Source organism: Streptomyces sp. R33 (assembly GCF_041200175.1).
Classification (GTDB): domain Bacteria; phylum Actinomycetota; class Actinomycetes; order Streptomycetales; family Streptomycetaceae; genus Streptomyces; species Streptomyces katrae_B.
On the sequence record NZ_CP165727.1, the window covers coordinates 7,332,070 to 7,353,282 of the forward strand.

General features: G+C 74.0%; 17 protein-coding genes. 9 read left to right on the forward strand and 8 right to left on the reverse strand.

Annotated features, from left to right (window positions below):
- Positions 1 to 83: 83 nt before the first annotated feature.
- The 3 genes from AB5J51_RS33715 to AB5J51_RS33725 are packed head-to-tail and all read left to right on the forward strand — an operon-like array spanning position 84 to position 2,801.
- On the forward strand, positions 84 to 599 hold the full coding sequence (locus tag AB5J51_RS33715) for a hypothetical protein (protein ID WP_243879101.1): 516 nt from the start codon (positions 84 to 86) through the stop codon (positions 597 to 599).
- A 44-nt stretch (positions 600 to 643) separates the two neighbouring features.
- Positions 644 to 2,263 (forward strand): apolipoprotein N-acyltransferase, encoded by a 1,620-nt coding sequence (gene lnt / locus AB5J51_RS33720; protein WP_369779351.1) that lies wholly within the window; start codon positions 644 to 646, stop codon positions 2,261 to 2,263.
- Between the two features lie 37 nt (positions 2,264 to 2,300).
- The gene (locus tag AB5J51_RS33725) at positions 2,301 to 2,801 is read left to right on the forward strand and encodes an NUDIX domain-containing protein (RefSeq protein WP_053788538.1); all 501 of its coding nucleotides are present in this window, start codon (positions 2,301 to 2,303) and stop codon (positions 2,799 to 2,801) included.
- Between the two features lie 16 nt (positions 2,802 to 2,817).
- On the opposite strand, the gene AB5J51_RS33730 is transcribed toward AB5J51_RS33725, so the two are convergent.
- Positions 2,818 to 3,582, reverse strand: a complete 765-nt coding sequence (locus AB5J51_RS33730) for a serine protease (protein ID WP_240805111.1) — start codon at positions 3,580 to 3,582, stop codon at positions 2,818 to 2,820.
- A gap of 153 nt (positions 3,583 to 3,735) precedes the next feature.
- Here AB5J51_RS33730 and AB5J51_RS33735 point away from each other — a divergent pair, with 153 nt between their 5' ends.
- Positions 3,736 to 4,560, forward strand: a complete 825-nt coding sequence (locus AB5J51_RS33735) for an alpha/beta hydrolase (protein WP_133898813.1) — start codon at positions 3,736 to 3,738, stop codon at positions 4,558 to 4,560.
- 33 nt (positions 4,561 to 4,593) lie between these two features.
- Here AB5J51_RS33735 and AB5J51_RS33740 read toward each other — a convergent pair whose 3' ends face one another.
- Positions 4,594 to 6,066 carry a hypothetical protein gene (locus tag AB5J51_RS33740; protein WP_369779353.1) on the reverse strand — a complete coding sequence of 491 codons (1,473 nt, stop codon included), beginning with the start codon at positions 6,064 to 6,066 and terminating at the stop codon, positions 4,594 to 4,596.
- 159 nt (positions 6,067 to 6,225) lie between these two features.
- On the opposite strand from AB5J51_RS33740, the gene AB5J51_RS33745 reads away from it, so the two are divergent.
- The gene (locus AB5J51_RS33745; protein ID WP_053688134.1) at positions 6,226 to 7,515 is read left to right on the forward strand and encodes an ATP-binding protein; all 1,290 of its coding nucleotides are present in this window, start codon (positions 6,226 to 6,228) and stop codon (positions 7,513 to 7,515) included.
- A 162-nt stretch (positions 7,516 to 7,677) separates the two neighbouring features.
- Here the strand turns inward: AB5J51_RS33745 and AB5J51_RS33750 are convergent, their stop codons facing one another.
- The 5 genes from AB5J51_RS33750 to AB5J51_RS33770 form a co-directional block, all read right to left on the reverse strand.
- Positions 7,678 to 8,292, reverse strand: coding sequence for a hypothetical protein (locus tag AB5J51_RS33750; RefSeq protein ID WP_369779354.1), 615 nt, complete (start codon positions 8,290 to 8,292; stop codon positions 7,678 to 7,680).
- A complete protein-coding gene (locus tag AB5J51_RS33755) occupies positions 8,289 to 9,893 on the reverse strand; it encodes a serine/threonine-protein kinase (protein ID WP_369779355.1) in 1,605 nt (534 codons plus the stop codon). The genes AB5J51_RS33750 and AB5J51_RS33755 overlap by 4 nt, the downstream gene beginning before the upstream one ends.
- Before the next feature lie 155 nt (positions 9,894 to 10,048).
- Positions 10,049 to 11,305 carry a Tm-1-like ATP-binding domain-containing protein gene (locus AB5J51_RS33760; protein WP_369779356.1) on the reverse strand — a complete coding sequence of 419 codons (1,257 nt, stop codon included), beginning with the start codon at positions 11,303 to 11,305 and terminating at the stop codon, positions 10,049 to 10,051.
- A 48-nt stretch (positions 11,306 to 11,353) separates the two neighbouring features.
- Positions 11,354 to 11,833, reverse strand: coding sequence for an NUDIX domain-containing protein (locus tag AB5J51_RS33765; protein ID WP_136222214.1), 480 nt, complete (start codon positions 11,831 to 11,833; stop codon positions 11,354 to 11,356).
- 30 nt (positions 11,834 to 11,863) lie between these two features.
- On the reverse strand, positions 11,864 to 12,919 hold the full coding sequence (locus AB5J51_RS33770; RefSeq protein WP_136222212.1) for a cation diffusion facilitator family transporter: 1,056 nt from the start codon (positions 12,917 to 12,919) through the stop codon (positions 11,864 to 11,866).
- A 151-nt stretch (positions 12,920 to 13,070) separates the two neighbouring features.
- On the opposite strand from AB5J51_RS33770, the gene AB5J51_RS33775 reads away from it, so the two are divergent.
- Complete coding sequence (locus AB5J51_RS33775) at positions 13,071 to 15,431, forward strand: FHA domain-containing protein (RefSeq protein ID WP_369779357.1); 2,361 nt, start codon at positions 13,071 to 13,073, stop codon at positions 15,429 to 15,431.
- A gap of 6 nt (positions 15,432 to 15,437) precedes the next feature.
- Positions 15,438 to 16,121, forward strand: a complete 684-nt coding sequence (locus AB5J51_RS33780) for a hypothetical protein (protein WP_136222208.1) — start codon at positions 15,438 to 15,440, stop codon at positions 16,119 to 16,121.
- Between the two features lie 91 nt (positions 16,122 to 16,212).
- Here AB5J51_RS33780 and AB5J51_RS33785 read toward each other — a convergent pair whose 3' ends face one another.
- Positions 16,213 to 17,502, reverse strand: a complete 1,290-nt coding sequence (locus AB5J51_RS33785; RefSeq protein WP_136222206.1) for a streptophobe family protein — start codon at positions 17,500 to 17,502, stop codon at positions 16,213 to 16,215.
- A gap of 149 nt (positions 17,503 to 17,651) precedes the next feature.
- Here AB5J51_RS33785 and AB5J51_RS33790 point away from each other — a divergent pair, with 149 nt between their 5' ends.
- Together AB5J51_RS33790 and AB5J51_RS33795 are read left to right on the forward strand one after the other, a co-directional pair.
- On the forward strand, positions 17,652 to 19,094 hold the full coding sequence (locus AB5J51_RS33790) for a DUF6777 domain-containing protein (RefSeq protein WP_369779358.1): 1,443 nt from the start codon (positions 17,652 to 17,654) through the stop codon (positions 19,092 to 19,094).
- A 42-nt stretch (positions 19,095 to 19,136) separates the two neighbouring features.
- A complete protein-coding gene (locus AB5J51_RS33795) occupies positions 19,137 to 21,203 on the forward strand; it encodes a SpoIIE family protein phosphatase (protein ID WP_369779359.1) in 2,067 nt (688 codons plus the stop codon).
- The last annotated feature ends 10 nt before the right edge of the window (positions 21,204 to 21,213 follow it).

Genomic DNA, 21,213 nt, shown 5'->3' on the forward strand with positions numbered 1-21,213 from the left:
CGGGCAGGTGCGATCCGACGCGCCCGCCGCCGTGCGGGCGAGAGGCGGTGGCGTACATGCGGAACGTGAGTACGCTGCTACACATGACGGGTCACCCCCCGGGTCCCCTGTGGACGGGCCGGGCCTCCAACCGCGTGCAGTGGCTGCTCGCCGCCGCCGGCGCGGCCTGTCTCGCACTCGGCGTCGAGCTCGCCGTCGACTCGTCCTGGACCGCCGGCATCGTCCCGCTGCTGATGTCCGTCATCGGCTGCCTGGCCGCCGGGCTGCTGATCCTCTACGGCACCCTCGCCTTCGTCCACGTCGCCGTCACCGTCGACGCCGAGGCGCTGGAGGTCCGCTGCGGCCACATCGGGCTGCCGCGCCGGAAGATCCGGCTCGCGGAGGTGGCCTCCGCCGAGTTCCTCCCCCGGATCACCCCGCAGCAGTGGGGCGGCTGGGGCTACCGGTGGCGCCCCGAGAAGGGCACTGCCGTCATCGTCCGGCGCGGCGAAGGGGTGGAGCTGCGGCTGGGCGACGGCAAGGTGTTCACCGTCACCGTCGACGACGCCGAGAACGCGGTCCGGGTCATCCGCGCCCACCTGCGGGCTCTCGCCCGCTGAGTCGCTCTCCCGCCCCCGGCGCGTGGGGACGTACACTCCGCCAAATGAGCAGCAGCATCACCCGAGACCCCGGCCGCACCGCCGAAGCGGAACCCCGAGCGGAAGCCGGAACCGAAGCCGGAGCCGCCGCGTCCCCCCGGAAGGGGTGGGCGGCCTCTTGGCCGGTGCGTGCCGCCCTCGCCGCCGGCTCCGGTGCGCTGCTCTACCTGAGCTTCCCGCCGCGCCCGCTGTGGTGGCTGGCCCCCGTCGCCCTCGCCGTGCTCGGCGGCTGCCTGCACGGCCGCCGCGCCCGCGCCGGGTTCGGCCTCGGCCTCCTGCACGGCCTGGGCTTCCTGCTGCCGCTGCTCGTCTGGACCAGCGAGGGCGTCGGCCCGGTCCCGTGGATCGCCCTCGTCACCCTCGAGGCCCTCCTGATCGGCCTCACCGGCCTCGGGATCGCCCTCGTCAGCCGGCTCCCCGCCTGGCCCCTGTGGGCCGCGGCCGTCTGGATCGCGGGCGAGGCGCTGCGCGCCCGGGCCCCGTTCGGCGGCTTCCCCTGGGGCAAGCTCGCCTTCGGCCAGGCCGACGGCTTCTTCCTGCCGCTCGCCGCCCTCGGCGGGACCCCCTTGCTCTCCTTCGCCATCGTGCTCTGCGGATTCGGGCTGTACGAGGCCCTGCGCACCGCGCGCAGCCACCCCCGCCGGGCCACCGCGGCCCTCGCGGCCCTCACCGTCGCCGCCCCGATCGGCGCGGCGCTCGCCGCCCGCCCGCTGGTGTCCGACGCAGCCGAGGACGGCACCGCCGTGGCCGCCGTCGTCCAGGGCAATGTCCCGCGCGCCGGGTTCGACTTCAACGCCCAGCGCCGCCAGGTCCTCGACAACCACGCCAACCGCACGATCCAGCTCGCCGCGGACGTCAAGGCCGGCCGGGTCCCCAAGCCCGACTTCGTGGTCTGGCCGGAGAACTCCTCGGACATCGACCCGTACACGCAGCCCGATGCGTACGGCGTCATCGACAATGCGGTCAAGGCCATCGGCGTGCCGGTCGCGATCGGCTCCGTCCTGGCCCCGGAGACCGGCCCGCTGCGCAACACGATGATCCTCTGGGACCCGGTCAAGGGCCCCACCGACACGTACGACAAGCGCAAGATCCAGCCCTTCGGCGAGCGCATCCCGATGCGGTCGTTCGTCCGGCTCTTCAGCTCGGACGTGGACCGGGTGCGCCGCGACTTCGGCCCCGGCAAGGACCCGGGCGTCTTCGACATGGCGGGCAGCGGGGTCGGCATGGTCACCTGCTTCGAGGCGGCCTTCGACGACGCCGTGCGCTCCACCGTCCAGGACGGTGCGCAGGTGATCGCCGTACCGAGCAACAACGCCACGTTCGGCCGGTCGCAGATGACCTACCAGCAGCTCGCGATGGACCGGGTCCGCGCGGTCGAGCACAGCCGGACCGTGCTCGTCCCCGTCACCAGCGGTGTCAGCGCCGTCATCCGCCCCGACGGGGAGATCGTCCGGCAGACCGAGATGTTCACCGCGGACGCGCTGGTCGCCGAGATCCCGCTGCGCTCCACGCAGACCCCGGCCACCCGCTTCGGCCCGCTGCCCGAGTACCTGCTGCTCCTGGTCGCCGCCGGCGGCCTCGGCTGGACCCTCGCCCGCCGGATCAGCGCCCGCCGGGCGGCCTGACGCGGGTCGGGTGGGCGCGGCCCCTTAGGGTCGGAGGATGACCACACCTGAGTTCATCCGCGCGATCCGCGCCTCTGCCGGGAACCAGCTGCTCCTGCTGCCCGGGGTCACGGCCATCGTCTTCGACGACCGGGGGCGGGTGCTGCTCGGCCGGCGCTCCGACACCGGCCGGTGGGCCGTGGTCGGCGGGATCGCGGAGCCGGGGGAGCAGCCCGCGGAGACGGCGGTGCGCGAGGTGTACGAGGAAACGGCGGTGCACTGCGTCCCGGAGCGGGTGGTGCTGGTCCAGATGCTCGAGCCGATCACCTACCCGAACGGCGACGTCTGCCAGTTCCAGGACATCACCTTCCGCTGCCGGGCCACCGGCGGCGAGGCCCGGGCCAACGACAACGAGTCGCTGGAGGTGGCCTGGTTCGCACCGGACGCCCTGCCTCCGCTGGAAGAGTTCGCGCTGGACCGCATCCACCGCGCCCGACGCGACGAACCGACCTGGTTCGCACCCCCGGTCGGGATCCAGGAGGAGCCGCGCCCCGTCTGAGGCGCCCGGCGGATGGTCAGCCGGCGGAGACCGCGGCTTCGCGGTAGAGCTCCAGGGCCTGGTCGCCCATCACCGCGCTGTACGAGACGTCCGGGTCCGTGCCGCCGCCCTCGTGGCCGCCGAGGACGCCGGCCACGGCGCCGTCCGCCAGCCAGGGGCTGCCGCTCGTGCCGCCGCTGAGGCCGGGACAGTCGATCCGGCGCTGGGTCCGCGAGAACAGGCCGGTGGTGTTGGCGCAGCGCAGCGGGGCCTCGTCGGCGGCGGGGTAGCCGAGGATGGTCACCGTGACGTCGTCCGGCTGCCCGGTGGCCACCGGGAAGCCGCCCACCGCGTCCTCGATGCGTCCGGTGCCGCCGTCCGCCGGGGCGACCGTCGCGAAGGCGATGTCCTGATCCGGGTCCCGCCCGTCCGTCCAGTCCGGGGCGACGTGCACGCCGGTCAGCTTCCACACCCCGTACGGGGCCTTGCCGTCGCGGTAGCCCGGCGCGAACACCGTGGTGTCCGGGTCGTCCAGGCAGTGCGCGGCGGTGGCTATCACGTTGCGGTCGTCGCTGTGCACCACCGCAGCGGTGCAGAAGTGCCCTCCGTCGAGGGTGCCCGCGAAGAGGGCGCCCACCCGGTCCGCCGCCCGGTCGGACCCGGCCTCGGCCGTCACCCCGAGCGGCGGGACGGCCGCGGCGTCGGGCAGGTCCACGCTCACCAGGGCGGCCATCGCGGCCAGCGTCGGCAGGATCCGGGACGCCCGCCGGGCGCGGGCGCGGTGGGCCGGTCGGGGAAGCATGCACGGGATCATGCACCGAGCCTCCCCGCAGAAGCTATGTCCGGAGCCCGGTATTCCATATGAATGCGCTGTGAATCCGGGCTCCGCAGGCGGGGCCGCGCCGCACGGGCGAGACTGGCAGAGGCGCCAGGGGGGCCCAGGAGGTGTCCTGCCATGACCGCACAGCGCCGAACGCCCGTGGTGTTCATCCACGGCCTCTGGCTGCATTCCTCGAGCTGGGAGGGCTGGGCCGACACCTTCAGTGAAGCCGGGTACGAGCCCGTCCTGCCCGAGTGGCCCGGGGTCCCCGGCACCGTCACCGAGGCCCGTCGCCGACCCGACGACCAGGCCGGGGTCGGCCTGGTCGAGATCTCCGAGGCGCACGCCAAGGTGATCCGCGCCCTGCCGGTCCGACCTGTTCTCGTCGGGCACTCGGTGGGCGGGTTCATCGCCCAGCACCTGCTCGGCCAGGGCCTCGCCGAGGCCGCCGTCGCCATCTGCCCCGGGCAGATCAAGGGCGTCAAGGCCATCGCCCCGGCCCAGGCCAAGTCGACGTTCGCCGTCCTGCACAACCCCGGAAACACCCGGCGAGCCGTCTCGCTGAACCGCGAGCAGTTCCGCTACGGCTTCGCCAACGCCGTTTCCGAGCAGGAGGCCGAGGAGCTCTTCGAGGAGTGGACGATCCCGAGCACCGCCCGCCCGCTGTTCCAGCTGGCCCTCGGCAATTTCACCCCGCACTCACCGACCAAGGTCGACACGGAGAACGAGACCCGGGGACCGCTGCTCCTGCTGTCCGGGAGGCTCGACCACACCGTCCCGGACCTGCTGACCCGCTCGACCTACAAGCAGTATCAGCATTCCCACGCGACCACCGAGTACCAGTGCTTCGAGGACCGCGGCCACTCGCTGACCGTCGACCACGGCTGGCCGGACCTGGCCGAGGCCTCGCTCTCGTGGCTGGATTCCCACACCGCGGCGGCCCATCCCCACGCCGCCTGACCGGCATCGGCGTCCACCGGCCCTCGTACGCCGTCAGCGGCGCTCGTACACCGTCACCCGGCGGCCCCGGACCTGGCGGTCCTCCACCACGGTGAAACGTTCCTTCAGCGCCGCCGCCTTCGCCGCGTCCCGCGCCGCCCCTGACGGCTTCGCCACCTTCGCCGCGTCCGTCACCAGCAGCACCCGCTGCTGCCCGAGCAGCGCCGCCCGAATCCGCGCCGGGTCCGCCTCCTCGCCCTTGAGGGTGGCCGAGGCCACCGGACTGCGTTCCAGGGCGACGTCCACCAGCCCCGCGAAGGCCCCCGGGGAGACCAGCGCCGTGTCCCGCCGGGCGGCCGGTACGAACAGCACCGCGTCCCCGGGCCGCCCCAGCCGGGCCACCTCGCCGGCCACCGCCAGCACGTCGTCGACCCGGCTGGCCGGAGCCCGCTTGCCCAGCTCCACCGGCAGCAGCGCCAGCACCGCGATCCCGGCCACGCCCGGCACGAGCAGGCCCGCCGCCCTCGGGAACCGGGGCCGGGCCGCCCGTACCGCAGCGCCCAGCGCCGCACCGACCAGCAGGGCCAGACCCAGCATGCTGAACAGCACGTACCGGTCCAGGAACAGCGGCTGGACGAGGGAGATCCCGATCAGCCCCAGCTGCGGCACCGCCAGCAGCGGCAGCCCCACCGCGGCCGCCGACAGCCGGCCCGCGCGCGGCCGGTCCAGCCAGGCCCCGAGGCCGCCCACGGCCAGCAGGATCGCCGGGCCGATCATCATGTGCCAGGTCAGCGGCGGTATCCACGACACCTGGTCGGACTGGCTCCGGCTGAACACCACCAGCGGCAGCGCCCCCGCGACGGCGCACGCCCCGTACGCCGCCCAGCGCAGCCACACGCCGCGCCCGGCCCGCACCCACCACAGCGTCGCCGCATGCGCGGGCAGGACCAGGAGCGAGAGCCAGTTCAGCAGCGCGCACACCAGCACCGCGACCCCGTACGCCGCCCACCGCGGCCGGGCCCGCCGCCCGGCGCCGGGCGCAGGCGGCGCGGACAGCAGCGACACCAGCAGCAGGGTCGACAGCCCGGCACCCGCCGCGACCAGCGCGTACGGCCTGCCCTCCTGGAGGTAGAACTGCACGGCCGGCAGCAGCCCCAGCGCCAGCCCGCCGGCCAGCCCCGCCCAGAACCCGGCCAGCCGCCGCCCGATCAGGGCCACGCACGCCGCGGCGGCCGCCACCGCCAGGACCGACGGGAGGCGCAGCGTGGCCGTACTGGCCCCGAACAGCTCGAAGAGCCCGTGCATGAAGAGGTAGTACAGGCCGTGCACGGCGTCGACGTTGCCGAGCATGTCCAGGATCTCGCCCGCCGACCGCCCGGCCACCTGCCAGGTCGCCGCCTCGTCCCGCCACACGCTGTCCTGCCGGGACAGCCCCCACAGGCCCAGCCCCACCGTCCACAGGACCGGAACCAGCCACACGATCGTCCGGCGTCCCGAGGACCTGTCGGCGGATATGTCGGAAGTCATGAAACTGTTCGGTCCTCGATGCGCGGCTCGGGCGGAAACCACCAGTCTATGGACGACACGGACGGTTTCCGGACCGGCTGTTGTGCACCGCGGAGCGTGATCGCCGGGCCCGCCCGCCCCTAGCCTCGCCGCAGGAGCACGAACGAGGGGCGGTACCCGGTGAACTGGCTCATCCACGACTACCGCGAGAGCGATCTCGCCGCTGTCGTCCATCTGATCGACACCACGGCCGAACTCGGCCAGGAGTCCGTCTTCTCGCTCGCCGAGTGCATCAGCGCCCTCACCGACCGGCAGCCGTGCGTGGTCGCCGTCCACCAGGGCGTCCCGATCGGCGCGGCCCTCGCCTGCGTCACCGGCGAGCGGGCCTGGGTGATGCGGATCGCGATCGCCGCCGGTTGGCGCGGCCGGGGCCTGGCCAGCGCCCTGCTCGTCGAGCTGGAGCGGCGGCTCATCGCCGCCCGCGTCGGGCGGATCGCGTACGTCCTGCCCGAGGAGGACCTGCTCGGCGAGGGCCTGCTCAACGCGGGCTACACACGCCAGCCCGCCGTCGCCTACTTCGAGAAGACCGAGCCGCTGCACGGACCGGCGGCCGGCCTCCTCGACGACCTCGGCGGCCGCTTCCTGCCCAACGACCTGTGGACCAAGGTCGCCGGCATGGAGCACGAGAAGGACCTCATAGAGCGGCGCGTGGTCCTCCCGCTCGCCGAGCCCGAGCGGGCCGCCGCGCACGGGGTGCGGCCGCCGCGCGCCATCACCCTCTTCGGCCCGCCCGGCACCGGCAAGACCACCTTCGCCCGCGCCATCGCCTCCCGGCTCGGCTGGCCCTTCGTGGAACTGCTGCCGTCCCGGCTCGCCGACGAGGGGAACCTGGCCGCCGCGCTGCGCGACGCGTTCGCCCGGATCGCCGAGCTGGAGCGGGTCCTCGTCTTCATCGACGAGGTCGAGGAGATCGCGCCCGTGCGCACCGAGCCCGCGCAGCCCGGCGGGATCCACGGGGTCACCAACGAGCTGCTCAAGCTGATCCCCGGATTCCGGGAGGGTGACGAGCGGCTGCTGGTGTGCGCCACCAACTCCATCCGCTCCCTGGACCCGGCGTTCCTGAGGCCCGGGCGCTTCGACTACCTGATCCCGATCGGCACCCCTGACGCCGGGGCACGCGCCGCGATCTGGTCCCGCTACACGGCGGGCCGGACGGACGTGGACGTGGCGGCCCTGGTGGCGGCCAGCGAGCTGTTCACCCCGGCCGACATCGAGCACGCGGCGAGGATCGCGGCGCAGGTGTCCTTCGAGCGGGACCTGGAGGCGGTGGGCGCCCGTGGCGCGGCGGCGGCCCAGCTCGGCGCCTCCACGCAGGACTACCTGGCGGCGGTCGCGCAGTGCAGGCCGACGGTGACCCCTGCGATGACGGGCGAGTTCGAGGCGGACATCACCGCCCACGCCAGGTTCTGACCCGGGGGGAAAGAAACGGCCTGCCACGGACAGGTCGGCAGGATGGCCCGCAGCCACTCCGCAAAGCGGCTGCGGGCCTTCCGCGCGGACGGGCATCCGTGCGGGACGGCCACGGCCGTGAGGGCCGCCGCGGCCGGAAGGGCGATGCCGCCGGTCCCGCCGTCAGCCCGCGCAGCGGTACGTGAACCGTGTCGCCGCGGTGCGCTGCCCGGGCGAGACCAGCTGGAGCTTCGCCTCGGCCGTGTACGTGCCCCGGCCCTGGAAGGTCCACAGCAGGTGCAGCCGGGCCTCCTTCTTCCCGCGCGGCACCCGTTCGGTGAGCTGCTCCGACTGCGTGCCGTCGGAGCGGATCCACCGGTACGTCAGGGTCCCCGGCCGCCCGTTGGTCCGTACGACGGCCACCACGTCGGCGGTCGAATCGCAGCCGGGACCCTGCGGGTCGGCGGCGGCGACCGTCACGTCCCGCACCTCGATGGCCGGGCCGTACCGCTGCCAGGCCAGGTACGCGAGCACCGCGAGCAGGACGACGGCAGCCAGGGTGTACCGGCGCCACTCCCCGCGCCGGCGGGCCGGCACCGGTTCCGCGACCACGGGGAACGGCGCCGGCATGGCGGCCGTCACCCCGGGCCCGAAGCGCAGGACCGAGCCCTCGACCCGGTCGGGCACGGCCTCCTGCGGCTGGACCCGCGTCTGCTGCGATGTCTGCTGCGGCCCGCTGAACCAGTGGCTGCCGAGAACGGTGGCGCTGTATTCGTCGTCGCTGTCGTTGTCGCTCATGAGATCGTGCACCGCCTGATGAAGACCTGGCTGGTCGAGGAACCGTTGCCGGCGGCGGGCTTCGTGGTGGCGCGCACGCCCCAGTAGCAGCCCGCGCCGGAGAAGGTGTGGGTCTTGACGAGCGGTGCGGCGGCGCCCGGCTGGTACGTGAGGGTGTCCGGGGCGCCGTCCGCCTTGCCCAACCGCCCCTCCACGTCACCCGTGAACCATTCGAGCACCACCGTCACCGGCGCGGTGCCCTTCGCCTCGACGCTCACGGTCGCCTGGCCGAGGGAGGTTCCCGTCTGGCGGATGCTGACGGACACCGCGCCGACGACCACCGTCGGCTTCGGTGAAGGCGGCGCGGTGGTGGGCGCAGCGGTGCTCGGCGCCGTGACCGTGGGCGTCACCACCGGCGGGTAGCTCGGGCTCGCGGTGGTCGAAGGCGACGCGGACGCGGACGGGGAGAGGGAGGGGGACGGCGAAGCGGACGGGGAGGGGCTCGCCGAGGCGCTCGGGCCCGGTGCGGGCGAGGGGCCCGTGGCGCCGGGGCTCGCACTCGACGTCGCGAACGCGTTCAGCGCCGAGGCCCCGCCGGGCTCCCCGCCGGCCGCGCTGTACGTGAGCGCCGTCAGCACGCCCAGGACCAGCGCCACGCCGCCCGCGATCAGGCCGCGTCGGCCCGGGGCCCAACGGGAGGGGCTCGCGATCGTGGTCGTCGCCACCGCCGTGGTCCCCGAGGCCGGGGCGCCCGCCGAGGGGAACAGCAGCGGCAGCAGCGCGGCCAGCGCCGCGAGCTTGCGCTGCCCGCGCTCCTCCCAGTCCGGCCCGTACGCGGCGAGCGCCACGCCCTCCAGCTCCGCCACGAACGCCTCGGCGTTCTCCGGCCGCTGTTCCGGGGCCTTGGCCAGACCCCGCCGGATCAGCGGGCGTACCGGCTCGGGGGCCTCGGTCTCGGGGACCGGCGCCTCTACGTGCTGGACGGCGAGCTCCGCGAAGTTCTCCCCGGCGAAGGGCTTGCGGCCGGTCAGGCACTCGAAGAACGTCGCCGTCGCCGCGTACACGTCGGCCGCGGGCGAGGCCGGCCGGCCCTGCCACTGCTCGGGGGCCATGTACGCCGGGGTGCCGGCCACCCCGGGGGTCGTACCGTGACGCGCGGCGATGCCGAAGTCCACCAGCTTCGAGGAGCCGTCGGGGGCGACCAGTACGTTCTCGGGCTTGTAGTCGCGGTGGACGACGCCCGCCCGGTGCGCCGCGGCCAGGCCCAGCAGGGAGCCCTTCAGCACCACCAGGGCGGCCTCGGGATCGGCCTGCCCGGCCTGCTTCAGCAGTGCGCGCAGGGAGATCCCGTCGACGAGCTCCATCACGATGGCGGCGCCGCCGGGCGCCTCCACGTACTCGTACAACCGGACCACGTACGGGGTGTCCAGGCCGCCGAGGAGCCGGGCCTCGGCCCGGAACTCCCCGACGAACGCCGGGTCCTCGCGCAGCCGGTCGCTGAGGTACTTCACCGCGACCGGCGTGCCCGTGGCCTCGTGCACGGCGAGGACCACGCGGCCGCTGCCACCCGAGCCGAGCTCCCGGACCTGCGCATAGCCGGGCACCGTCCACGCGTTCTTCATCGTCTGCCCCCGTCCGTGGCGTCACCGAGCCCCAGGCCCGGTCGCACGCCGACCGGCCACCCCCAGGGACACGGTTTCCGCCACGGCCGGTTCCCAACCCTGCCGGGCATCTCGCACGGCGGTCGGTCGGCGGTCAGCCGGTGGTCAGACGACGGTCACGCCGCGGCCCGCGCCGCGCCGATCATGGCGTGCAGCCGGTCGGCCGCCGCCCTCCCGAAGTCCGGGTCGTTGATGTGGGTGTCGTAGTCGTAGAGCCGGGCGGAGCTGCCGCGCAGCCCCTCGCGCAGCGCCGAGAACAGGGCCCGGTCCGCGTCGGGGTCATGGTAGGTGCCGCCCGGCGCGCCGAGCGTGGACAGTCCGCGGAGTGGGACGCAGACGGCCGTGGGGCCGGTCGCCGCGCGGAGTTTGGCGGCGACCCGGCGGCCGAGTTCCGCGCACTCGGCGGGGGTCGTACGGATCACCGTGATGGACGGGTTGTGGACGTGGACCCGCCGGTAGCGGGCCCGTTCGGGCAGGGTCTCCAGCGGGCCGAACTTCACCATGTCCAGCGCCCCCAGGCTCACCACCTGCGGAATCCCGGCCCGCCCGGCCGCGCTGAGGCGGTCGGGGCCGGCGGTGAGGATGCCGCCGCACAGGTCGTCGGCGAGCTCGCTGAGCGTCAGGTCGAGTACGCCCGCGAAGATGCCCTGTCCGGCCAGCGTCTCCAGGGTGCGGCCGCCGGTGCCGCTGACGTGGAAGACCAGCACCTCGTAGCCGAGTTCGGTCAGGTGCTCGCGGGCGGCGTCCACGCCGATGGTGGTGACGCCCGCCATGCTCGCCGCGATCAGCGGGCGGGAGCCGGCGCCGAGCCGGGCCGGACGCTGCCGGTCCAGCGAGGCCCGTTGGAAGGCCTTTGCCATCCCCGCGGCCGCCTCGACCGCGTTCGCGAGGACCGGCGCGGAGATGCTGTTGATCCCCGCGATGTCCACCACGCTGTACATCATCGCGATGTCCGAGGATCCGACGTACGGGGCCACGTCCCCGGACGCCATGGACGAGACCATCAGCTTGGGCACGCCCAGCGGCAGCCCGCGCATCGCCCGGGTGGCGATGGAGGTGCCGCCGCTGCCCCCTATGGCGAGCACCCCGTCCAGCCGGCCCTCGGCGTGCAGGCGTAACAGCGTCGCCTCGGCGCCCCGGGCCATCGTGGTCACGGCCGCACCCCGGTCGGCGGCCGCGCGTAGTTCCGACAGTTCCGTTCCCGCCGCCCGGGCCACCGCTTCGCGCGGTATGTCCGCGGGCACCCGGGGTTCGCCCATGATGCCCGTGTCGACCATGATCACTTCGACGCCGGTGCGCAGCAGCCTCTCGCGCAGCCAGCCGTACTCGACACCCTTGGTGTCCAGGGTTCCCACCAGCACGACGTTCGTCATATGTGCAATGTCCATGCAGGTGGGGTTTGTTGGCAAGTCAAGGTCAGGTCAACCCTTCAGGAGCACCAACAGCCGCTCCAGAAAGGGAATTTGAGAGGGAATCAGCTTGCTTTCGGCCACGGGTGGAGTGAACCAGGCCACCCGGTCCAGCTCGGGGAATTCCTGCCTCCGGCCCGAGTGCGGGGGCCACTCCATCGTGAACGTCCCGGGCACCATGAGCGCCGGATCGAGGTCGGCCCGTACGGCCCAGATCGTCACGAGCTTGCCGCCCGGGATCCGCACCTCGCCCAGCGGGAGGTACGGGCCCTCCGGCGGCGGCAGGCCGATCTCCTCGGTGAACTCCCGGCGGGCCGCGGCGAGCGGGGTCTCGTCCGCTTCGTACTCGCCCTTGGGGATGGCCCAGGACCCGTCGTCCTTGTGCTCCCAGAACGGGCCGCCCATATGGCCGAGGAGCACCTCGATGCCGTCACCGGGCGAGTCCGCGGCCGGGCGGAACAGGAGCAGTCCGGCACTGCGCTTCTGTGTCATACGTCCATCCATGCCCCGCGCGCGGGCTGCTCAGTGGTCGTGCGGGCCCTGCCGGTGCACCGGGCCGTGCGCGTCCGCGCAGTGCGGGTCGGCCGGGTCCTCGCCCGGGCGGCCGACGCTGAGCAGCGCTTCCTGTACGTGGTCCACCTGGAGCGTGGTGTGCGTGATCCCGTACTCCTTCTCCAGCAGGCGCTCCAGGTCGCGGCGTACGGCGTGGCAATCTCCGGCCGGTTCGACGAGCACGTGCGCCGACAGGGCCGCCTGCCCGGACGTGATCGTCCAGATGTGCAGGTCGTGCACCTCGGTGACGGGCGGGTGCCCGACGAGCCGGTCGCCCACCGCGTCCGGGTCCATGTGCGCCGGGGCGGCCTCCAGGAAGATCCGGCCGGACTCGCGGACCAGCCCGTAGCCCGCCTTGACCATCAGGACGACGACCACGAGCGTGGCGATCGCGTCGGCCTGGACGAAGCCCGTGGTGAGCACGATCAGACCGGCCACGGCGGTGCCGATGAAGGCGAACAGGTCGTTCAGGATGTGCTGGTAGGCGCCCTCGACGGCGAGCGAGGAGCGGTTCGCCCGGGAGATGCACCACGCGGCCGCCACGTTCACGACGATGCCCGCGAGCGCCGTCACGAGGACCAGCCCGCCCGCCACCTCCGGCGGGTCCATCAGCCGCCGCACCGCCTCGTACGCCAGCCAGATCGCGAGCAGGAGCAGCGTGAGCCCGTTGGCCTGGGCGGAGAGTATCTCCGCGCGCTTGAGGCCGTACGTGAATCCGCCGCGCGCCGGGCGGGCCGCGAGCCGCATCGCGATCAGCGCGAGGACGATCGAGACGGCGTCGGTGAGCATGTGGGCGGCGTCGGAGATCAGTGCCAGGGACTGGGCCACGATGCCGATGACCACCTCGACCGCCATGAACGCGCCGATCAGGCCGAGCGCGATGGCCAGCCAGCGCCGGTCGGCGTCCGCAGAGACCCCGTGGCCGTGGCCGCCGTGACCGTGACCGCCGTGACCGTGGCCCCCGTGGTCGTGCCCGGCGGCATGGCCGTGGTCGTCGTGCGCGTGGTCGTGGTCGTGCCCACTCATGGCGTCCCCCGTGTGTTCGGTTCCGACGCGTGAAGTGAAGCGCACCGTGACGCAATGGGCAAAGGCTGCAACGGGGACCGTTGTCATTACCCATAAGAGGCCGCTGACCTGCGGTTATGCTGGACCGGTCGGATCGTGGGAAAATCTGCTCATGGTCCAGCGCCCCGGTGTGCCGACCGCGCCCGAGCTCGTCCTGCAGACCGACACGGGCTCCACCGCGATGAGCCCGGGCCGGACGTACCACGTCGGCCGGGACCCCTTGTGCGAAATCTGCCTCGACGACGCCCGCGTCTCCTGGCGCCACGCGATCCTGCGCCCCGACGGCGACCACTGGACCGTCGAGGACGAGCACAGCACCAACGGAACCTGGGTCGACGGCCACCGCGTCCACGAGTGGAGCATCGGCGTCGGCAGCGAACTGCGCTTCGGCGACGCCTCCGACGGCCCGCTCGCCCGGTGCCTCGGCCCGGCCCCGAACGGCGGGCCCGCCGGCTCCGGGCCGTCCTCGGTGTCCACCCCGTCCCTGACCGGCACCTTCCGCCGCCCCACCACCGTGCGCCCGCTCCCCACCCGGACCGCCGTGCGCATCGGCCGCGCCCCCGACAACGACCTCGTCATCGACGACCTCGTCGTCTCCCGCCGGCACGCCGAACTGCACGCACTCGCCGACGGCACGTACGAGATCACCGACCTCGGCAGCCACAACGGCACCTTCCTCAACGGCACCCGCGTCGAACGCGCCCCCGTCGCCGAAGGCGACATCGTCGGCATCGGCCACACCGCCCTCTGCCTGGTCGGCGACCAGCTCCAGGAGTACCTCGACACCGGCGAGGTCTCCCTCGACGTCCAGGAGCTCGCCGTCTCCGTCGACCGCGGCCGCAAGACCCTGCTCGACCACGTCTCCTTCCCCGTCGGCGCCAAATGCCTGCTCGCCGTCGTCGGCCCCAGCGGCGCCGGCAAGTCCACCCTCCTCGGCGCCCTCACCGGACTGCGCCCCGCCGACCACGGCAGCGTCCTGTACGACGGACGGGACCTCTACCGCGACTACGCCGAACTGCGCAGCCGCATCGGCCTCGTCCCCCAGGACGACATCCTGCACGCACAGCTCACCGTCCGCCGCGCCCTCGCCTACGCCGCAGAACTGCGCTTCCCGCAGGACACCGCCCGGGCCGAACGCGAGGCCCGGGTCGACGAGGTGATCGGCGAACTCGGCCTCGGGCAGCGCGCCGACCAGCCCATCCACAGCCTCTCCGGCGGCCAGCGCAAACGCGTCTCCGTCGCCCTGGAACTGCTGACCAAGCCCTCCCTGCTCTTCCTGGACGAGCCCACCTCCGGCCTCGACCCCGGCATGGACCGCTCCGTGATGCACATGCTGCGCGGCCTCGCCGACGACGGCCGCACCGTCATCGTCGTCACCCACAGCGTGCTCAGCCTCGACGTGTGCGACCGGCTGCTGGTCCTCGCCCCGGGCGGGCGCATCGCCTGGTTCGGGCCGCCCGAGGAGGCCCTCGGCTTCTTCGGGTTCGCCGAATGGCCCGAGGCGTTCGAAGCCTTCGAGAACCAGCAGGGCCGGGACTGGGCGGGGGAGTACAGCACCTCCCCGCAGCACCGCACGTACGTACGGAACGCCGCGCGGCAGCCCCGGCTCGACGAGGACCGGTCCGCAGCGGCCGGCTTCGTCGCCCCGCCGCCCAAGGCGCAGAGCTGGGGCTCCCAGCTCTCCACACTGGTCCGCCGCTACGCCGCGGCGCTCAGCGCCGACCGCACCTTCCTCGCCATCATGATCGCCCTGCCGTTCGTCATGGGCGCCATGACCCGCGCCCTGGCCGGCAGCTCCCTCACCAAGGAGACGGCGATCAACGCCCTGCTCATCCTGTGCGTCGGCGGCGTGCTGACGGGCGCCGCCAACGGCGTACGGGAACTGGTCAAGGAACGCGTCATCTACCAGCGGGAACGGGCCGTCGGACTGTCCAGATCCGCGTACCTGATGTCCAAGGTGGTGGTGCTCGGCGCCATCACCGTGGCCCAGGCCGTGGTGATGACGCTCGTCGGCCTCTACGGGGTGAAGACCAACGCCCCGGGCGGCAAGGGGGTCTTCCTGCCGCCCCTCGTCGAAATCACCCTTGCCGTCGCCCTGCTGTCCTTCACCGCGATGATGCTCGGCCTGCTGGTCTCCGCCCTGGTCCGGAAGGAGGAGGTCACCATGCCGCTGCTGGTCCTCCTCGCCATCGTCCAGGTGGTCTTCTGCGGAGCCCTGTTGCAGCTGAACGGCGTGCCCGTGATCGAGCAGCTGGCCTGGCTGGTGCCGTCCCGGTGGGCGCTCGCCGCCATGGCCGGCACCATCGACCTCGGCGCGATCATCCCAGGGAAGCTCACCGGCGACCCGCTCTTCGCACACAGGGCCGGGGTGTGGCTGCTCGATCTCGGGATGCTCGTGGCCCTGTCCGTCCTGTTCGGAGTACTGGTCCTGCGGCTGCTGCGCCGCCACGAGCCCGCGATCATGCGAAAGTAGGCGTCGATGGCCAACCTGACCGGGCCCTTCGACTTCCAGCCCACGCACGTGGTCCCCCGCGAAGGGCTGCCCGCCTGGGAAGAGCCCGACGTCTCCCGGCCCACCGTGCCCCTGGACCCCTTCCTGCCCGTGCAACTGCTCTCCCGGCGCGGGGAATGGGGGGAGGTCCTGTGCGCCAACGGGTGGTCCGCCTGGGTGGACGGACGGCTCCTGGTCGCCGTGCCCGAGCCGCCCCCGACCGGCGGGCGGCCGGTCACGCACGCCGAGGAGGACCCGCTGCCGCTGCTCGCACGCGGCGCCGAGACCCTGCAGCGCTACCGGCGGGCCGCCGAGGAACTCGCCGCCGGGCGCACGGACACCGAGGGCTTCCGGCGGGCGACCCAGGGGCTGCGGATCGGGATCGTGGTCGACGACGAGGCCGTCTGGCTGTACGAAGAGGGCAGCGGGCGCTGGATGTACGGCGACGGGATCCGCCTCGCGACGTACGCGGTCGGCACGGGACCGGGAGAGCCGGCCGAGCCGCAGCCGCCGGCCGCGGAGACGGAACGCAGGGCGTCCCCCGGCGCAAGGGTGGACACGGCAACGTCAGGCGGGCGGGCGCCCGGTGCACCCGGGCGCGAACCCGGCCGGGAACCGGGGCGTGAAGCGGCCGAACCGACGCAGGTCGTGACCCCGCCGGACGGCGGGTGAGACGGCGGCCGAGTCGTACCGCGCGTCCGAGTCGTACGAGGACCGGCAAGCCGCATGAGTCCTACGAGGACCGGCGAGCCGCAGGGCCGGATCAGCGGGCGGTGGTCTGCGGCGGCTTCTCGACGAGACCGCGGCGGTGCACCGGACGGGCCAGCAGGGCGCCGAGGAACCCCGCGAGCGCACCCCAGAGCAGGGCGAGGCCCACGTTGCGCCACAGCACCGGCTGCAGCTCCGTCTTCGCGCCCAGCATGCCGACGTCGCCGATGCCCAGCAGCGAGAGGCCGAACCGGGCCTCGAGGGCGGTCAGCAGGCACACCGTCAGGGTGGCGAGGGCGAGGGCCACGCCGAGGCGGAGCGCGTGCTGCCAGGCGCGGACGTGCGCGGGGGAGCGTACGGCCGCCAGGAAGCCCGCGGCGAGCAGCAGCACGGCGGCCACGGCCACCAGCCACCAGGCCCGGGAGTCCTGCTCCGCGAGCGAGCCCACGTCGACCCGGGACAGCTTCGGCCCGCGCAGCACCTGGTCCAGCAGCTGGGGCATCGGCAGCCCGAACAGCCCCTCGACCCGGCCGTCCCAGGCCCCGCCGAGGCCCAGGGTGAAAGCGAGCCAGGCGAGGTTCGGCAGGCCGAGCAGGATCACGGCGAACGTCCGGTCCGCATGCCCCTGCGTGAACGCCACGACCACGCCGACACCGAGGCCGATGACGACGTACGCGAGGAGCAGCGCCACGGTGGCGAAGGCGGCGGGACGCACCGCCGCGTGGAAGCGGACCAGCCGGGCCGGCAGCGGGGCCCGGCGCGAGATCAGCAGCGCGATCAGCAACAGGCCCAGGATCCACAGCAGTCCGAAGAACAGGGTCGTGGGCACGGCGGCCCTGAAGCCGACCGTCGGGGAGGAGTCGAGGAGTTCGCCGAGGTCGGTGACCAGGGAGTCGCCGGTGGAGATGCCGAAGGTCTGGCGGGCGAGGAACGCGGTGCCGGTGAGGGCGAGCAGCCACAGCAGCACCAGCGGGACGGTACGGGAGGCGAGTTCGCCCGGACGGGTCACCGCCCGGTTGTGCAGGGGACGCAGGAACAGCGAGCCGGCCGTGAGCGCCCCGGCGAGGCTCACCGAGAGCGGGAGTACGGACAGGCTCGCATGGGCGTCGGCCAGGAAGCCGGCCGCGCCGGTCACCTCGACGGATCCGCCGGCCGCCAGTACGACGACCGCCGCGACCACCCGGGGGAACGCTCCGCCGGGCAGGTCGGTGGCCCCCGCGCAGGCCAGTCCCGCCGCGGCGACCGCGGCCATCACCGCGAAGCCCGCCACGACGGCGACGAGGGCGTCCCGCCATGCCCCCGCGGAGCCCCCGGGTACCGAACTCGGTGCTGACGGACTGCTCACGGTGCCACCGTAGGCACGCTCGGCTTGCGGCCACCACCCGAGCGGCGCAGACAATGGTCCGCAGGAGTGCAAGAAATCCTGACATCTCCCTGTTCGACTCGCGGAGCGTCCACAGGGGCCGGAACTCCTCCGCCCGGGAAGTAGGGCACGTGACCACGCAACCCTCCGGCCGGGAGCCGCAGGAGCCGACGCAGTCCATACATCCGTCGGCCGAGCGTCCCGCAGGTCCCCCCTCCGGCCCCCTCTCGGGCGGGCGGGAGGGGCCGCCGCCACCCCCGCCGCCGGCTCCGCCCGGAGGCACCCCACCGGGGCCGCCGTCGGGGCCGCCGTCGCGCGTCCCCTGGTGGCGCTCCCGGCCCCGGCTGGCCACCGCGCTCGTCGCGCTGGCCGCCGCCGTGGCCCTCGCCGTGGTCCTGACCCGGCCCGGCGGCGCCCCCTCCGCCGGCGGCGAGGTGTTCCTGCAGCCCGCCGCCGCGACCGGCCCGGACCCGTTCACGGAGTCCACCGCGGCGAAGGACGCCAGCCCTCCGCCGCAGACCGCCAAGCCGCCGGCCAGGCCGCAGAGCGCGGCGCCCACCGGCGCCATCGTCACGCGCAGCATCAGCGGCTCGGCGCCGGGCCTGTACGGCGGCACGAAGGCCACGGCGAGCTGCGACGTCGAGAAGCAGATCGGGGCGCTGACCGCCCAGCCCGCCAAGAACAGCGCCTTCGCCTCGGCGCTCGGCATCCCGCCGGCGACCGTACCCGGCTACCTGCGCTCGCTCACCCCCGTGCAGCTGGGCATGGACACCCGCGTCACCAACCACGGTTACCGCGACGGCAAGGCCACCAGCTACCAGGCGGTGCTGCAGGCCGGGACGGCGGTACTGGTCGACGCCCGCGGCGTGCCGCGGGTGCGGTGCGCGTGCGGCAACCCGCTCGGGTCCCCGGTGGCGCTGAAGGCCAACCCGAAGCGGTCCGGGCAGCCGTGGAGCTCGTACGAGCCCAAGAACGTCGTCGTCGTCGCGCCGTCGGTGACCGTCGTCCGGAAGTTCGTCATCTACGACCGCCACGACCGGCACTGGTTCGAGCGTGACCGCGGCGACCACCACGGCAAGCGCGACAAGCCCGTTCCGCCGCCCGTGGTCCCGAAGCCGCCGATCACGCCGGTGCAGCCGAGCCCGTCGGTCACGAAGGCCTCGCCGTCCCCGGCGGGGTCGCCGACGAAGTCCGGGCGCCCTCCCGAGTCCCCGTCCAAGCCCGAATCCACGGCGCCGTCCGAGCCCGCGTCCAGGGCGCCTCTCAGGCCCGAACCGCCGACGCCGCCCCTGACGCCGACGCCGCCCCCGACGCCGGAGTCCGAGGCGCCGCCCGCGTCCCTCACGCCGCCCGTCTCGAAGCCCGCGTCCGCGCCCGCGTCCTCGAAGCCGCCGGCGCCCCCGCCGAGCTCGTCGGAACCACCCTCTCCGGCCCCGCCGTCCCCGGTGGCGCCGGAGCTGAGGCAGAGGTCGAAGCCGCCCGGACCTGACCCGGACGAGACGCCCCGGGCAGGCACCCCGACCCCGCCTCCCACGACGGAGCGTCACGGAACCGACGGCGACGCCGGGAACTGACGCGGGCGGGCATACGTGCGGGAACGGTGAGACCCTGGCTGCATGGCCGAAAGGGGAGCGAGCCCCGACGTCGACTGGCCCGCGCAGCCGGACATGAGCCTCGCGCTCAATCGCATGGGCACCTTCGACTGGGACCTCGACAGTGGGCAGATGCATCTGGACCCCACCGCCCTCGAGGTCCTCGACCTGCGCCCGGAGGAGTTCAACGGCACCCCGGAGGGGCTGCGGACGCGGGTGTCGCCCGGCGAGGAGGTCCGGCTCGACGCCCGGGTGGCGCAGGCGCTCAAGGACGGCCGCAGCCACTACGGGGCGTACGTCCGCACCCGGCGCCGCGACGGCACCCCGGCCTGGTCCCACATCCAGGGCCACATCCTGCGCGACGCCAACGGTCGCCCGTACCGGATCATCGGGATCCTGCGCGACGCCGCCCACGACCCCGGCGAGCCCGGCGCCGGCGGGGAGCAGGCGGACGACCGGCGCCGGATGACCGGCGTCGTCGAGCGGACCAGCGCCATCCTGGCCCACGCCCGCACCGTCAACGACGTGACGGACGTCCTCAAGGACCCGGAGGCCCTCGGCCACCTCGGCGCGGTCAGCGTGATGCTCGGCATCGTGGACGGCGGCCGCATCCACCTCGTCGCGGAGGGGCAGCTCGGCTCGTACGTCCCGGAGATCGAGTACACGCGCATCGACGCGCAGTTCCCGATGAGCGAGGCCGTACGGAACCTGCAGCCGGTGTTCCTCGGCTCCCGCGAGGAGTTCCAGCAGCGCTACCCGCACCTCTGGCCGTACATCGAGCCGCTGGCCGTGCGCAGCGGCGTCTACCTGCCGCTGATCGCCCAGGGCCGGGCCATCGGCGCGCTCGGGTTGCTGTACCAGCGGGACGGGGACTTCACGGCCGAGGAGCGGAACCTGCTCGTCGCGCTCGGCAGCGGTATCGCGCAGAGCCTCCAGCGCGCCATCCTGTTCGAGCAGGAGCACGACCTCGCGGAGGGCCTGCAACGGGCCATGCTGCCGCGCCGGATCCCGGAGGTGCCGGGCGCGCGGATCGCCGTACGGTACCGGGCCGCCAGGATGGGGCGGGACATCGGCGGCGACTGGTACGACGTGATCCCGCTCGGCGAGGGCCGGGTCGGGGTGATGATCGGCGACGTGGAGGGGCACGACACGGACGCGGCGGCCGTCATGGGCCAGCTGCGGATCGTCCTGCGGGCCTACGTCGCCGAAGGGCACACGCCCGGCACCGCCATGGCCCGGGCCTCGAGCTTCCTGCGGGAGCTCGAGACGGAACGGTTCGCCACCTGTACGTACGCCGAGGTGGACCTGAACACCGGCATGCTCCAGATGGTCCGCGCCGGCCACCTCGACCCGGTCGTGCGGCGCGGCGACGGCACCTGCCACCGGGTCCAGGTGGCCGGCGGACTCCCGCTCGGGCTGCCGCCGCGCGAGCAGTCCGCAACCGGCCCCGGCTACCCCGTCACCAGCCTCGAACTGCACCCGGGCGACACCCTGGTGCTGTGCACGGACGGCCTGCTCGAACGGCCGGACGGCGACTCCGAGGCCGGCATCCGGGAGCTCATGGAAGCGGTCCACAGCGGCCCGGTCGACGTCGAGGAGCTCGCCGACGTCCTGTGCGACCTCGTCGGCGACGCCGGCGTCGGGGACGACATGGCCCTGCTCCTGCTGCGCCGCCGTGGTACCCCCGCCCCGCGCGGCGGCGGCCCGCTGCGCCTGCGGCTCACCCCGGGCGACCCCGAGGGCCCGGCGATGGCCCGCCACCTGATCCGGGCGGCGGTGGCCGCGTGGGGCGCCGCGGAGCGGGCCGACGAGATCGAACTGGCGGCGGACGAGCTGATGACGAACGCCCTCGTGCACACCGACGGCGGCGCCCACGTCAACGTACGGCTGACCGCGGAGGGCCGGATCCGGATCGAGGTCGAGGACTCCAGCAGCGCCCTGCCGCACCGGCGCGAGGCGGGCGACTGGGCGGTGTCGGGGCGCGGCCTGCTGCTGGTGGACCAGCTCGCGGAGGTATGGGGCGTGGAGCCCCGGGGCGGCGGGAAGTGCGTGTGGTGCGAGTTCACCGTCCCCGGGCACGACACCCCCTAGACAGCCGGCG

What these genes read in the sequence shown, in the direction of transcription:
- AB5J51_RS33715 (WP_243879101.1), top strand. Translation starts at nt 84, where the DNA reads ATGACGGGTCACCCCCCGGGTCCCCTGTGGACGGGCCGGGCCTCCAAC.
- lnt (WP_369779351.1), top strand. Translation starts at nt 644, where the DNA reads ATGAGCAGCAGCATCACCCGAGACCCCGGCCGCACCGCCGAAGCGGAA.
- AB5J51_RS33725 (WP_053788538.1), top strand. Translation starts at nt 2,301, where the DNA reads ATGACCACACCTGAGTTCATCCGCGCGATCCGCGCCTCTGCCGGGAAC.
- AB5J51_RS33730 (WP_240805111.1), bottom strand. Translation starts at nt 3,582, where the DNA reads ATGCTTCCCCGACCGGCCCACCGCGCCCGCGCCCGGCGGGCGTCCCGG.
- AB5J51_RS33735 (WP_133898813.1), top strand. Translation starts at nt 3,736, where the DNA reads ATGACCGCACAGCGCCGAACGCCCGTGGTGTTCATCCACGGCCTCTGG.
- AB5J51_RS33740 (WP_369779353.1), bottom strand. Translation starts at nt 6,066, where the DNA reads ATGACTTCCGACATATCCGCCGACAGGTCCTCGGGACGCCGGACGATC.
- AB5J51_RS33750 (WP_369779354.1), bottom strand. Translation starts at nt 8,292, where the DNA reads ATGAGCGACAACGACAGCGACGACGAATACAGCGCCACCGTTCTCGGC.
- AB5J51_RS33755 (WP_369779355.1), bottom strand. Translation starts at nt 9,893, where the DNA reads ATGAAGAACGCGTGGACGGTGCCCGGCTATGCGCAGGTCCGGGAGCTC.
- AB5J51_RS33760 (WP_369779356.1), bottom strand. Translation starts at nt 11,305, where the DNA reads ATGACGAACGTCGTGCTGGTGGGAACCCTGGACACCAAGGGTGTCGAG.
- AB5J51_RS33765 (WP_136222214.1), bottom strand. Translation starts at nt 11,833, where the DNA reads ATGACACAGAAGCGCAGTGCCGGACTGCTCCTGTTCCGCCCGGCCGCG.
- AB5J51_RS33770 (WP_136222212.1), bottom strand. Translation starts at nt 12,919, where the DNA reads ATGAGTGGGCACGACCACGACCACGCGCACGACGACCACGGCCATGCC.
- AB5J51_RS33775 (WP_369779357.1), top strand. Translation starts at nt 13,071, where the DNA reads ATGGTCCAGCGCCCCGGTGTGCCGACCGCGCCCGAGCTCGTCCTGCAG.
- AB5J51_RS33780 (WP_136222208.1), top strand. Translation starts at nt 15,438, where the DNA reads ATGGCCAACCTGACCGGGCCCTTCGACTTCCAGCCCACGCACGTGGTC.
- AB5J51_RS33795 (WP_369779359.1), top strand. Translation starts at nt 19,137, where the DNA reads ATGGCCGAAAGGGGAGCGAGCCCCGACGTCGACTGGCCCGCGCAGCCG.